The organism is Streptomyces sp. NPDC052910, from assembly GCF_055585605.1.
The window spans coordinates 322805-336509 of record NZ_JBVJJR010000002.1 but is presented as its reverse complement, the minus strand read 5'-3'; the positions used below and the strand labels follow the sequence as shown (position 1 = coordinate 336509).

Sequence of the window (13705 nt, the reverse complement as noted above, 5' to 3'; positions counted from 1 at the left end):
TCGGCCGCCCGGCGCGTGGAGGTCACCGCACGGGCGGCCGGCGCGGCGGCGCAGGCCGGGCGGATCCGGTGGGCGGCTTCAGTGGGGGCTCCGGCGAAGCGGGCGGCTCCGGCGAAGGGCGCGGCCGGCCCTCGGGGTGAGCACCGCCGAACGGATCAGCGGACGACTTTGATGCCGAAGGGGGCGCCGAAACCGAGGGCGAAGCCGATGGCGGAGTGCATGTGGGCGTACATCTCCATGCCCCGGGCGGAGACGAGGGGGCCGAGATCGAGGATGTCGGTCCAGCCGTAGGCCCGCAGCAGATCGGTGACGGTCGCCTTGGCGTCGGCGTGGTCCCCCGCGACGAACATGGTGTGGTCGCCGCCTGCGACGGCCTTCGGGTCGACGACCGTCTCCTGTTCCTGGGTGACGAACGCCTTGACGACCTTCGTACGCGGCAGGGCCCGCTGGATCCGCTCGCCGAGGCTGTCGGTGTCACACGGGTCGAGCTTCGGCATCGAGCCCCACGGCGTCGGCCAAGGATGCTCGACGTCGGGGTTGTAGAGGTACGGGACGGCGTAGTCGACGAGTGTCTTGCCCGCGAGCCGCTCCTCGGCGGCGGACAGGGCGGCGACCGCGTTGTGTCCGTCGATGCCGTTGACGACGAGGTCGGGCGCCCGGCCGGCGGCGTCGGCGAAGGTGTGCAGCTCGATGCCCGGATGGTCGGCGAGCCAGGTGCCGAACGGCGGGTGGCCCATCATGTCGGGCTCCGTGCGGGCGAGCGTGGCCTCGGGGTCACGGGTGCCGACGTGCACCTCGTGACCCAGCCCGGCGAGCCGGGCGATATGGGCACGCGCACCGCCACCGGTTCCGAGAACAGCGATTTTCATGGGGAATCCTCCCGCTTTGTTCCTGCGGACGGTTCCCACGGTAGGAAGGATGGAGGACAGTGGCTGTCCTTCGCGGTGAGCGGAGTGAAGATCACGGCGAGCGGTGCGACCGCCCACCGCCGGCCCGAGGGCCTCGCCGGGTGCCGGCCCGGGTCGGAGCCGGCACCCGGCGAGGCCGGGGCGCGTCAGAGCCGGCCCACGTCCGTGACGCGGACGACCGCGCGGCCCTCCTCGTCGGACGCCGCCAGGTCCACCTCGGCCGAGATGCCCCAGTCGTGGTCGCCGTTCGGGTCGGCGAAGGTCTGCCGGACGCGCCAGAGACCGTCTTCCGGCACCTCCTCGATGCGCAGCAGCTTGGGGCCACGCGCGTCCGGGCCGGTGCCGAGCTCGTCGTACTCGTCCCAGTAACCGTCCATCGCCGCGCCCCAGCGCTCCTCGTCCCAGTTGGACTCGGCGTCCATCTCGCCCAGCTCGCCGACCCGGTCGAGCGCGGCCAGCTCGACGCGGCGGAACAGCGCGTTGCGGACCAGTACCCGGAAGGCGCGGGCGTTGGCCGTGACCGGCTTGACCTGGTCGGCGCGCTCCTGGGCCTCCTCGGCCGTCTCCACCTCCGGGTTGGCGAGCTGCTCCCACTCGTCCAGCAGGCTGGAGTCGACCTGCCGCACCATCTCGCCCAGCCAGGCGATCAGGTCCTCGAAGTCGTCCGACTTCAGGTCGTCCGGCACGGTGTGGTCCAGCGCCTTGTACGCGCTCGCCAGGTACCGCAGCACGATCCCCTCGGTCCGCGCCAGGTCGTAGTACGAGGTGAACTCGGTGAAGGTCATCGCCCGCTCGTACATGTCGCGGATGACGGACTTCGGCGACAGCGGGTGGTCGCCCACCCACGGGTGGCTCTTGCGGTAGACGTCGTAGGCGTGCGTCAGCAGCTCCTCCAGCGGCTTGGGATAGCTGACGTCCATCAGCCGTTCCATCCGCTCCTCGTACTCGACGCCGTCGGCCTTCATCTCCGCGACCGCCTCGCCGCGCGCCTTGTTCTGCTGCGCCGCGAGGATCTGCCGGGGGTCGTCCAGCGTCGACTCCACGACCGACACCATGTCGAGCGCGTAGGACGGCGATTCCGGGTCCAGCAGCTCGAACGACGCGAGGGCGAAGGTGGACAGCGGCTGGTTGAGGGCGAAGTCCGACTGGAGGTCCACCGTCAGCCGGACGATGCGGCCCTCGGCGTCGGGCTCGTCGAGCCGCTCCACCACACCGCCGTCCAGCAGGGAGCGGTAGATGGCGATGGCACGGCGGATGTGCCGGAGCTGGTTCTTCCGCGGTTCGTGGTTGTCCTCCAGGAGCCGGCGCATCGCCTCGAAGGCGTTCCCCGGCCGGGCGATGACCGCCAGCAGCATCGCGTGCGTGACCCGGAACCGGGAGGTGAGCTGCTCGGGCTCGGAGGCGATCAGCTTCTCGAAGGTGTTCTCCGTCCAGCCGACGAAGCCCTCCGGGGCCTTCTTGCGGACCACCTTGCGGCGCTTCTTCGGGTCGTCGCCCGCCTTGGCCAGCGCCTTCTCGTTCTCGACGACGTGTTCCGGTGCCTGGGCGACGACGAAGCCCGCGGTGTCGAAGCCCGCCCGCCCGGCGCGGCCCGCGATCTGGTGGAACTCCCGCGCCCGCAGGGTGCGGACCCGCTGGCCGTCGTACTTGGTGAGCGCGGTGAACAGCACCGTCCGGATGGGCACGTTGACGCCCACGCCCAGGGTGTCCGTACCGCAGATCACCTTCAGCAGCCCGGCCTGCGCCAGCCGCTCCACCAGCCGCCGGTACTTCGGCAGCATGCCCGCGTGGTGCACGCCGATGCCGTGCTTGACGAACCGGGACAGGTTCCGGCCGAACTTGGTGGTGAAGCGGAAGTTGCCGATCAGCTTGGCGATCTCCTCCTTCTCCTCGCGCGAGCACATGTTGATGCTCATCAGCGCCTGCGCCCGTTCGACGGCCGCCGCCTGCGTGAAGTGGACGATGTAGACCGGCGCCTGCCGGGTCTGGAGGAGTTCGGTCAGCGTCTCCGTCAGCGGCGTCGTGCGGTACTCGTACGACAGGGGCACGGGCCGCGTCGCCGAGCGCACCACCGCGGTGGGCCGGCCGGTCCGGCGGGTCAGGTCCTCCTCGAACCGGGAGACGTCACCGAGCGTCGCCGACATCAGGACGAACTGGGCCTGGGGGAGCTCCAGCAGCGGGATCTGCCACGCCCAGCCGCGGTCCGGTTCCGCGTAGAAGTGGAACTCGTCCATCACGACCTGGCCGATGTCGGCGTCCTTGCCGTCCCGCAGGGCGATGGAGGCCAGCACCTCGGCCGTGCAGCAGATCACCGGGGCGTCGGCGTTCACGGAGGCGTCACCGGTGAGCATGCCGACGTTCTCGGTGCCGAAGATCTTGCAGAGGTCGAAGAACTTCTCCGACACCAGCGCCTTGATCGGCGCGGTGTAGAAGGTCACCTGGTCGTTGGCGAGCGCCGTGAAGTGTGCCCCGGCCGCCACCAGACTCTTCCCCGAGCCGGTCGGCGTGGAAAGGATCACGTTCGCCCCGGAGACCACCTCGATCAGCGCCTCCTCCTGGGCGGGGTACAGCGTGATGCCCCGCTCCTCGGCCCAGGTCGAGAAGGCCTCGAAGAGGGCATCGGGGTCGGCATGGCTCGGCATCTGATCGATAAGGGTCACACCCCCATACTGCCTGGCCCCCGCCCGGATCAGGGAACCGGCCGGTCGAACGATGATCATCCGGGCATTACGCTGAGTCGCCGACACGGCGTCAGAAAAGGGAAGACGTCGGAGGTGAAGGGGCGGAACGACCATGATGGGACCGGCGCACTCGCTCTCCGGGGCCGCGGCCTGGCTGGGGGTGGGAGCCGCCGCCGCGGGCGCCGGACATCCGATGCCCTGGCCGGTGCTCGTCGTCGGCGCCCTGATCTGCGCCGGGGCCGCCCTCGCCCCGGACCTCGATCACAAATCGGCCACGATATCGCGCTCCTTCGGCCCGATATCCCGGATCCTCTGTGGCGTCATCGACACCCTCTCCCACAGCGTCTACAAGGCCACCCGCGGCAAGAGCGACCCCCGGCGCAACGGGGGGCACCGCACCCTGACCCACACCGCGGTCTGGGCGGTGCTCATCGGCGCCGGCACGTCCCTGCTGGCCGTGGAGGGCGACCGCTGGGCGGTGCTCGGCATCCTCTTCGTCCATCTTGTGCTGGCCGTCGAGGGGCTGCTGTGGCGGATGGCCCGCACGTCCAGCGACGTCCTGGTCTGGCTGCTCGGCGCCACCAGCGCCTGGATCCTCGCCGGTGTGCTCGACCGGCCCGGCAACGGATCCGACTGGCTGTTCGCCGACCACCCCTACCTGTGGCTGGGCCTGCCCATCGTGCTCGGCGCCCTCGTGCACGACATCGGGGACGCCCTGACCGTCTCCGGCTGCCCGATCCTCTGGCCGCTCCCCATCGCCCGCAAGCGCTGGTACCCGGTCGGACCGCCGAAGGCGATGCGGTTCCGGGCCGGCAGCAAGGTGGAGATCAAGGTGCTGATGCCGCTCTTCATGGTGCTCGGCGGGATAGGGGGACTCGGCGCGCTGGACCTCATCTGAAGCCCCGGCGGGATGGCCCCCGGGCCGCCGAACGGCACGTCACGAAAATCATGACGCCCCGTCGGGCCGTCCCCCTACGGTGGCCCCATGCCTGCCGCCTCACCGATCCCCTCCCTGCTGTACTACGCGGGTTCCCACGACCTGCTGAAGGAAGTCGCCACCCGGCTGCGCCTGACCACCGGCCCCCGCGACCCGCTCCCCAAGGGGCTGTGGGAGAAGAACCGCGCGATACGCCGGCACGCCCAGGAGGCGGCCGAGGACGAGAAGCGGACCACGCGGCGCCGCGCGTCGTTCGAAGGGCTGATGCGGGACCCCGGCCAGGAATGGGCGCGTGCCGCCACCGACTTCCCACCCGGATACCTCGCCCGCACCGACCTGCCGGACTTCCTGGCGGCCTGGCGGGACGGCGAGGCCGCCTGGCCCTTCGCCGGTGCCCCCTTTCCCCGCGACTTTCTCCTCTCCTCCCACCCGCTGCTGCGGCTGCGCGCCCTCCTGCCCGACTGGCCCGAGCCGGGATACCGACGAGACCGCGTCCACCTGGACGCCGGGGAACAGACGGCGGCCGGGCTGCTGCTGGCCCGCGCCGACCGGTACGACCTGCTCGGGCAGGTCGTGGCCGCGGGCGGCCGGGCGCTCCTCGACCCGGTCCGTCCCGCCTTCGAGACGTCCCTGCGCGAGCGCAGCACCCGAGCGCTGCGCACGGCCCTGGCCGCCGAACGGCGCCGCCGCGACCGCCTCTTCCGCGATTTCGCCGCGGAGGCGGACCCGGAGCCCGACGAGCGGTGGATCGCGATCGACTGGGACGCCGTACGGCAGGCGGTGGACGCCGGCGGCCCACTCCTGCGCGAGCGGGCCCCCGAGATCGTGGCCCACCCCGAGTGCCCGCCGGACCTGCGCGTCCTGGTGGCCACCCGAGGAGCGGACGCGTTCGTGTGGTCCCGGCTCCTGTCCGACCGCCCCACGGGCCTGCACCTGCTGCGCACCCTGCCGATGCGGCCGGACCGCTCCCTGGCGGTGCCGTTCTCCTACACGGGCGAGGCCGGCGTCGGCGTCGGCGACCTCCTTGACGTCGCGCACCCCGCCGACCTCCTGCTGAGGGACGCGGCGGGGCTGCCCGGGATCGTACGGTGGCACCCGATGAAGTGCGTGATCACGGAGGACGACGAGCGGGGGCCGAGGCGGCTGGTCCGGGGCATCACGGAGGCGGCCGACCGCCGCCTCGGCGACGATCCCGGAGCCTGGACCATCGGCTGCCGCCTTGTGTCGGGCCGCCGCTTCACCGGCTCGGTGAACGAACTGTTCGAGAGGGCGACAGCCGGCCGCCCTCGCCCGCGGCCCGGCCGTGACGACGGCCGCGTACCGACGGCGGAGGCGCCTGACCCCGGACGACACCCGGCGCCATGAGAACGCCGGCCACCGGACGGTCCCCCTCCGACGCGGGGGCGTTGCGGCCGGCCGCCAGGGGCGGATGATGGACCTCACGGCGGCGCGGGCCGTGGCCCGCTCCCCGCCGGCGCCCCTACGCGAGCGGAGGACCGCGGCATGCCCGGACCGGACGCCGAGACCGAGACGGAGGTGCTGATCGTCGGTGGCGGGCCGGTCGGGCTCACCGCCCGGGCCCTCCTGGAACGCTGGGGCGTGCGGACCCTGCTGGTCGAGAAACACCGCGCGCTGTCGCCTTTCCCACGCTCCCGGCTCGTCAACGTGCGCTCGATGGAGATCTTCCGCGGACTCGGGGTGGCCGCCGGAATCACCGCCGTCGCGTTCGCGCCGGAGTACGGCCGTATCCGCTTCCGCGACACCCGGGACGGCCCGGACTTCGCGTCCGCGGCGATGGTCGGGATCAACGCGCCGGTTCCCGAGAGTCCCGTACGAGGGGTGGTCAGTTCGCAGGACCGCCTGGAGCCCCTCCTGCTCGGCGCGGCGGACGCTCCCGTCCGGTTCGGGACGGAGCTGACCGCCCTGACCGAGGACACCCACGGCGTCGAGGCCCTCGTCGTCGACCGCGACAGCGGTGCCGGGACACGCGTCCACGCCCGTTACGTCCTCGCCGCCGACGGCGCGCACTCCAGCGTCCGGGGCCTGCTGGGCATCGGCACCACGGGCCCCGGCGCCCTGGGGAACATCACCACCGTCGTCTTCGACGCCGACCTCGGCCCCTGGAGCACCGACCGGCCCGCCGGGGTCTACTTCACCGCGCACGGCTCCTTCCTCCCGCTCTATCCGGAAGGCGGCTGGTCCTGGTTCGCCCCCACCCCCGACGACCCGGAGCACGCCGACTGGGCCGGGATCGTCGCCCGTGCCCTCGGCCCCGGCGCGCAGGCGGGGATCGAGGTGCTGCGGGTGCAGCAGTGGGTGATGCAGGCGTTCGTCGCCGACGCATTCCGGCACGGTCGCGTCCTGCTGGCCGGTGACGCCGCGCACGCGATGCCCATCATCGGCGGCCTGGGCATGAACACCGGCGTCGCGGACGCACACAATCTGTGCTGGAAACTCGCGGGGGTACTCCGGGGATGGGCGGGGTCACCCCTGTTGGAGACCTACGCGGCGGAACGCCGGCCCGTCGCCCACCGGACCCTCCGCCAAGCAGTGGCCAACACCCGGCTGCTGCGACAGGTGCAGCAGCACCGCCAGGAACAGATCCGACGCGGCGAGACGACGCCTGAACGGATCGAACTGCCCTGGTCGGAAGAGTACTTCGCCCAACTCGGTCTCGTACTGGGCTCCGCCTACCGCTCCGGTGCCGTCCTCACCGAGCACGGCACCCCACCCGAACCGCCCGACAGCGGCACGGACTACGTCCCCACGCCGGAGCCGGGCCACCGCATGCCGCACCGCCGGCTCGCCTCCGGCCGCTCCACCCTCGACACCCTCGGCGAATGGTTCACCGTCCTCACCCCGGACCCCGCCCGCTGGGAGCGGCAGGCCGGCGCCGCAGCGCACTGGCCGCTGCGCGTCGAGCCCCTCCCGCACGAGCACCTCGACCCCTGCCGCCTCGGCCCGCACGGAGCGCTGCTCGTCCGGCCCGACGGCCACATCGGCGCCCGTTGGGACGACGCGCCGCCCGGCGGCGGCGCCCTCCGCCACGCCCTCACCGCGATCACCGGCTCCACGCCCCCGTGACGAGTCCCGCGAGCCGCGCCTACCGCTGCCAGGACCGCCACAGCGCCGCATACGTCCCGTCCGCCGTCACCAGCTCGTCGTGGCTGCCCAGTTCGCTGATCCGCCCGTCCTCCGCGACCGCGATCACATCGGCGTCGTGGGCCGTGTGCAGCCGGTGGGCGATGGCCACGACCGTCCGGCCCGCCAGCACCCTGGCCAGTGAGCTCTCCAGCCGCCGGGCCGCCCGCGGATCCAGCAGTGACGTCGCCTCGTCCAGCACCAGCGTGTGCGGGTCGGCCAGCACCAGCCGCGCCAGCGCGATCTGCTGGGCCTGGGCCGGGGTGAGGGCGAGTCCGCCCGAGCCCACCTCGGTGTCCAGACCCTTCTCCAGCGCCCGCGCCCACTCCTCGGCGTCCACCACCTTCAGTGCCGTCCACAACTCCTCGTCACCGGCACCGGACCTTGCCAGCAGCAGGTTGTCGCGCAGCGAGCCGACGAAGACGTGGTGCTCCTGGTTGACCAGCGCCACGTGCCGCCGTACCCGCTCGGCCGGCATCCGGGACAGCTCGGCACCACCCAGGGTCACGGCACCGGAACGCGGCGCGTAGATCCCCGCCAGCAGCCGGCCCAGCGTCGACTTGCCCGCACCGGACGGACCGACCAGCGCCACCCGCGTGCCGGGCGGCACGTCCAGGGACACGCCGTGCAGCACGTCCGTCCCCGGGGCGTAACCGAAGCGCACCCCGTCGGCCCGCAGGGCCCGGCCCTCGGGCCGGACCTTCTCGTCACCGCCGGCGGGCTCGATCTCGCGGACGCCCACCAGCCGGGCCAGCGACACCTGGGCCACCTGGAGTTCGTCGTACCAACGGAGCACGATGCCCACCGGCTCGGTCAGCATCTGGGCGAACAGCGCGCCGGTCGTCAACTGGCCCACGGAGATCCACCCCTGGAGGACGAACACCCCACCGAGGAGCAGTACCGAGCCGGTCACCAGCGCGTGCGTCATGGTGACCACCGGGTAGAACACCGTACGCAGCCAGAGTGTGTAGCGTTCCCAACGCGTCCACTCCCGGATCCGCCGGTCCGAGAGCGCCACCCGGCGCGCGCCCAGTCGGTGCGCCTCGATCGTCCGGCCCGCGTCCACCGTCTCCGCCAGGGCCGCGGCGACCGCGGCGTATCCCGCCGCCTCGGAGCGGTAGGCGCGCGGGGCGCGCGGGAAGTACCAGCGGCAGCCGGCGACCAGCAGCGGCAGCGCCACCAGCACGGCCAGTGCCAGCGGAGGCGCCGTCACGGTGAGCGCGCCCAGCAGCAGCGCCCCCCATACCACCCCGATCGCCAGCTCGGGGACGGCCTCCCGCATCGCGTTGGCCAGCCGGTCGACGTCGGTGGTGATCCGGGACAGCAGGTCACCGGTGCCCGCGCGCTCCAGCACGCCCGGCGGCAGCCGCACCGAGCGGACCAGGAAGTCCTCGCGCAGGTCCGCGAGCATCTCCTCGCCGAGCACCGCGCCGCGCACCCGCATCATGCGGGTGAACAGCGTCTGCACGGCCAGCGCCACCGCGAACAGGGAGATCACCGGGCCGAGACGGACGGCCGTGCCCTCCGACAGGTCCTCGACGAGGCCGCCCAGCAGGTAGGGGCCCACCATCGAGGCCGTCACCGCGACGGAGTTGACCGCCACGAGGAGGACGAGTGCCCGCCGGTGCCGGCGTGCCAGCTCCCGTACGCAGCGGCGGACGGTCGCCGGCCCGCCGACCGGCAGGGTGGTCGCCGACTCCGGCGCCGCCGGGTCGTAGGAGGGCGGTGCCACACCGATCATGCCGATTCCCCGATCCGATCATTCGCCGCGGGAGGCCGTCCGCCCGCCGGAGCCGTCCGCCCGCGCACCGCACCGCTCGCCGCTTCCGTGCGGACGGCGTCCGAGTCCTCGTCCGCACCACACACCCCGTCCTCCTCGCGGGTGACCGCCGCGCGGTAGGCCCGCTGCGTGCGCAGGAGTGCCTCGTGCCGCCCCACCGCCACCACCCGCCCGTCCCGCACCAGCACCACGCGGTCGGCCCGGTCGAGCAGCAGGGGGCTGGAGGTGAACACCACCGTCGTACGCCCCTCGCGCAGCGCGCGCACCCCCTCGCCGACCCGGGCCTCGGTGTGCGCGTCCACCGCCGACGTCGGCTCGTCCAGCACCAGCACCTCCGGGTCCACCAGCAGCGACCGGGCGAGTGCCAGCCGCTGCCGCTGGCCGCCCGACAAGGACCGTCCCCGCTCGGTGATGTGGGCCGCGATGGCGCCGGCCGACGGGTCAGCCGCGGATCGCGCCAGCGAGTCCAGGACGTCCTCGCAGCACGCCGCCGCCAGGGCCGCCTCCGGTGCGACCCGCCCGGACGAGGGCACGTCCAGCAGCTCGGCGAGGGTGCCGGAGAGCAGCACCGGGTCCTTGTCCTGAACCAGCACCGCCGCCCGGGCGGCCTCCAGTGGCACCTCGTCCAGGGCCACCCCGCCGAGCAGCACCGACGGCGAACCGGCGGGGGCTTGCGGCGCGTGCCCGCCGAGCCGGTCGGCGAGCAGCCCGGCGGCGTCCGGGTCTCCGCACACCACCGCCGTCAACTCCCCGGCGCGGGCCCGGAGTCCCGTCAGCGGGTCGTGGAGGTCGCCGCCGAGCGCCCGGTCCGTCGGACCGCCGGAGCTCTCTCCGGACGCCTCGGCCGTGCGCCGCAGCGCCAGCAGTCGGGCCGCCCGGTCGGCCGACGGCCGAGAGAAGGAATAGGCCATGGCCGCCTCCTCGACCTGGCGCATCGGGAAGAGGAGGAACGTCACGACGCCGTAGACGGTCACCAACTCGCCCACTCCGACCCGGCCGTCGCGGACCAGCCCCACGCCGAGCCAGACCACCACGATCATCAGCAGTCCCGGCAGCAGCACCTGGACCGCCGCGATCAGCGCCCACATGCGCGCGCTGCGCACGGCGGCCCCCCGGACCTCCTGCGACGCCCGGCGGTACCGCGAGAGGAACAGCTCCTCGCCGCCGATGCCGCGCAGCACCCGCAGTCCCGCGACGGTGTCCGACGCCAGCTCCGCGGCATGACCCGCCGACTCCCGCTGCGCGTCCGCCCGGCGCGTCGCGGGCGGCAGCAACGGCAGGACCGCGAGCACCAGCAGCGGCACGCCGACCGCCACCACCCCGCCCAGCACCGGCTGGTAGAGCACCAGGCCCACGCAGACGGCGAGGGTGGTGCAGACCGCAGAGAGGAACCGCGACTGGGTCTCCACGAACCATCCGACGTGTTCCACGTCCGCCGTCGAGACCGTGACGATCTCACCGGCGGCGACCCGCCGCGTCAGCGCCGAACCCAGCTCGGCCGCCTTGCGGGCCAGCAACTGCTGCAACCGGGCCGCGGCGGTGATCCAGTTGGTGACGGACACCCGGTGCAGCATCGTGTCGCCCAGCGCGGTGAGGGCGCCCAACAGCAGCATCAGGCCGCCCGCCGCCGCCAGCCCGGACCCCGACCGATCGACCACGGCCTGCACCGTCATGCCCACGGCCAGCGGGAACAGGGCCACGGCGGCCATGTGCAGCGTTCCCCAGCCCAGCGCCGCCAGTTGCCCGCCGAGCTGCCTGCGGCTCAGCCACCACAGCAGACGCGGACCGGACCGGACGTCCGGTACTCCGGGGTCGGCATAGGGAAGATCGCGAATACGCATGACGTCCCAAGGGCGCGGAAGGGGAGGGAAGAAGGGAGAGCCGTGCCAGCGTCGCCCTCCTGGCACGCCGAGTTCAACCGAATTTCGGCGTCCCCGCACACCACGCGAACATCAGGCCAAAGGTCTACTGGTGCGTCGCGCGGCGACGCGCTTCACTCCTGCCGCATGAGACGACTGTTGCGCGCACTGTGCGCCGGGGCCGCTGCCCTGGCCCTGGGCACCGGCACCGCCGTGGCCGCGGGCCCGCCGGACCCGCCCGCCGAATTCGGCACCGACTGGCACGACCCCGTCACCGCCGCGCCCCCGGTGGCCGTCCCGGACACCACCTCCTGCACCGTGACCCTCGCGGACACCGAATTCCGTGACTACACGCCCTACAAGAGCACCTATACGCCCCCCAAAGGCTGCGGAGACCGCTGGAACAAAGTCGTCCTCCGCCTCGACGGCTCGGTCGCCGGCCGCCAGTACGACCGACTCGGCTACCTCCGCGTCGGCGGCGTCGAGGTGCTGCGCACCTCCACCCCCGAGCCGTCTCCCGACGGCATCGCCTGGAAGGTCGAGAAGGACGTCACGCGGTACGCCGCCACCCTGCGCTCACCGCAGCCCGTGGAGATGCTCATCGGCAACCTCGTCAACGAGACGTACACCGGCGTCATCAAAGTCAGGGCGACCCTGACCTTCTACGCGGCCGAGGGCCGGGTGCGCCAGGCCGCCACCCCGGACCGGGTGCTGACCCTGGACGGCGCCCACGAGGCGGGCACGGCGTACGAGGGGACGGTGACCACGCCGCGCAACACCGAACGCGTCGTCGCCGAGGTGTACGCGACCGGATCCGGCGGCGGGTGCGAGGAGTTCTGGTACCTGACGGTGCCGAACGCGGCGCCCTACTCCTGCAAGGCCGCCGACGGCCCGTACCGCGAGGTGAGAGTGGCCGTCGACGGCCGGCTCGCGGGGATCGCCGCGCCCCACCCGACCATCTGGACCGGCGGCTGGTCCAACCCCTTCCTCTGGTACGTGATCCCGGCCCCGCGCGCCTTCGACGTGCGCCCGCTGGAGTACGACCTCACCCCGTTCGCCGGACTGCTCAACGACGGCCGGCCACACCGGATCACCGTCTCGGTCGCCGGCGTCCCGGCGGGACAGAGCGGCTGGAGCACCCCCACCAACATCCTCGTCTGGCAGGACGCCAAAGCCTCCCGCGTCACCGGTGAACTCACCGGACACACCGAGAGCACACCGGAGAACGACACGGCGTACACCCCCGGCGCGACCCACCGGTTCACCGCCAAGGGCGGCCACACCCTGACCGTCTCCGGATACCTGGACACCTCGCACGGCAGGGTGACGACCACCGTGCGCCGCGGCGTCACCGCCTCCTCCGCGCACCACTGGACCGAAGGCGAGGGGACGGACGGGCTGCGCGCCCGCTGGGCCGACGACGAGGCGGTCACCGTGCACGGCCGCGGGCCCGCCACGACCACCCGCACCCAGCGCGCGTACACCCTGGACGGCGAGATCACCGGAGCCACCGGGCCGCGCCTGCGGACCGTGATGACGACGGGCGACCGCGCCGAGAGCGTCACCCTGCGGGGCGGCGTACGGACCGGCTGGTCACGGCTGGACGACACCTACACCGGCGACGCCTCCTACAACCAGGACGTGCCGCGCGACCAGCGGCACGCCACCGGTGTCTCACGCGAGCACTACCGCCTCACCGGGCCCGGGCTCTGCCACGACCGGACGATCGCCACCGCCCAGGGCGCCCTCACGGAGGACCGGAGCCGCTGCTGACGCGGGTCAGCGCGGCGGGTGGTGCGGGAGCTGCCCCCGCATCAGCTCGCCCAGCAGACCGCCGAGCACGTCGCGCTGCTCGGCGGTCAGCGGGGACAGGATCTCCTCCACCGCCGCGCGCCGGGCCTCACGCATCGCGCGGAGCGTCTCCCGGCCCTGCTCGGTGAGCTCGATCCTTATCACCCGGCGGTTGCAGGGGTCGGGCACGCGGCGCACCGCGCCGTTCGCCTCCAGGGCGTCGACGAGGGTGGTGACCGCCCGGGGCACCACCTCCAGCCGCTCGGCCAGATCGGCCATGCGCGGCGGCTCCTCGCAGTGCGCGACGGACCGCAGCAGACGGGACTGGGCGGGCGTGATGCCGACCGGGTCCAGATAGCGCTTCTGCGCGCGATTGAGCCTTCGGGTCAGCCGCAGGAGCTGCTCGGCGAGCTGTCCGGACGTGTCGGGGACGGTCATCGGGCCAGATTACCAAGAGCATGTGCATTGTGAGTATAGGTAACAGTGAGCTATGCTCTCTACGAGCGTCGGTGACCGCCCTCGGCCCACGAGGCCTGTGCTGTGCCCCGCCGTGCCGCCATCCGTGGCACCGCCCCGCCGGCCTCCCGCTCGCCCCGCTCGTCTCGTCC

Annotated in this window: 9 protein-coding genes; 4 read left to right on the top strand and 5 right to left on the bottom strand. The window is 73.1% G+C overall.

Annotated elements, in window-relative coordinates; all coding sequences use genetic code 11:
* Positions 1 to 155 precede the first annotated feature (155 nt).
* A complete protein-coding gene (locus tag ACZ6X9_RS07290; protein ID WP_469776960.1) occupies positions 156 to 869 on the bottom strand; it encodes an NADPH-dependent F420 reductase in 714 nt (237 codons plus the stop codon).
* Between the two features lie 185 nt (positions 870 to 1054).
* Positions 1055 to 3568, bottom strand: coding sequence for a DEAD/DEAH box helicase (locus ACZ6X9_RS07285; RefSeq protein WP_469776959.1), 2514 nt, complete (start codon positions 3566 to 3568; stop codon positions 1055 to 1057).
* Between the two features lie 133 nt (positions 3569 to 3701).
* Here ACZ6X9_RS07285 and ACZ6X9_RS07280 point away from each other — a divergent pair, with 133 nt between their 5' ends.
* From ACZ6X9_RS07280 to ACZ6X9_RS07270, 3 genes are all read left to right on the top strand, one after another.
* A complete protein-coding gene (locus ACZ6X9_RS07280; protein ID WP_469776958.1) occupies positions 3702 to 4487 on the top strand; it encodes a metal-dependent hydrolase in 786 nt (261 codons plus the stop codon).
* 87 nt (positions 4488 to 4574) lie between these two features.
* Entirely contained in the window at positions 4575 to 5891 is a 1317-nt protein-coding gene (locus tag ACZ6X9_RS07275; RefSeq protein ID WP_469776957.1) for a hypothetical protein, read from the top strand.
* Positions 5892 to 6029: 138 nt separating this feature from the next.
* Positions 6030 to 7610, top strand: coding sequence for an FAD-dependent monooxygenase (locus tag ACZ6X9_RS07270; protein ID WP_469776956.1), 1581 nt, complete (start codon positions 6030 to 6032; stop codon positions 7608 to 7610).
* 19 nt (positions 7611 to 7629) lie between these two features.
* Here ACZ6X9_RS07270 and ACZ6X9_RS07265 read toward each other — a convergent pair whose 3' ends face one another.
* The gene (locus tag ACZ6X9_RS07265; RefSeq protein WP_469776955.1) at positions 7630 to 9408 is read right to left on the bottom strand and encodes an ABC transporter ATP-binding protein; all 1779 of its coding nucleotides are present in this window, start codon (positions 9406 to 9408) and stop codon (positions 7630 to 7632) included.
* Positions 9405 to 11288 (bottom strand): ABC transporter transmembrane domain-containing protein, encoded by a 1884-nt coding sequence (locus ACZ6X9_RS07260; protein WP_469776954.1) that lies wholly within the window; start codon positions 11286 to 11288, stop codon positions 9405 to 9407. Before ACZ6X9_RS07260 ends, ACZ6X9_RS07265 begins: the two co-directional genes overlap by 4 nt.
* Positions 11289 to 11453: 165 nt before the next feature.
* Between ACZ6X9_RS07260 and ACZ6X9_RS07255 the strand changes: the two genes are divergently transcribed.
* Entirely contained in the window at positions 11454 to 13079 is a 1626-nt protein-coding gene (locus ACZ6X9_RS07255; RefSeq protein ID WP_469776953.1) for a peptide-N4-asparagine amidase, read from the top strand.
* Between the two features lie 6 nt (positions 13080 to 13085).
* Here ACZ6X9_RS07255 and ACZ6X9_RS07250 read toward each other — a convergent pair whose 3' ends face one another.
* Positions 13086 to 13535, bottom strand: a complete 450-nt coding sequence (locus ACZ6X9_RS07250; protein WP_469776952.1) for a MarR family winged helix-turn-helix transcriptional regulator — start codon at positions 13533 to 13535, stop codon at positions 13086 to 13088.
* Positions 13536 to 13705: the final 170 nt, after the last annotated feature.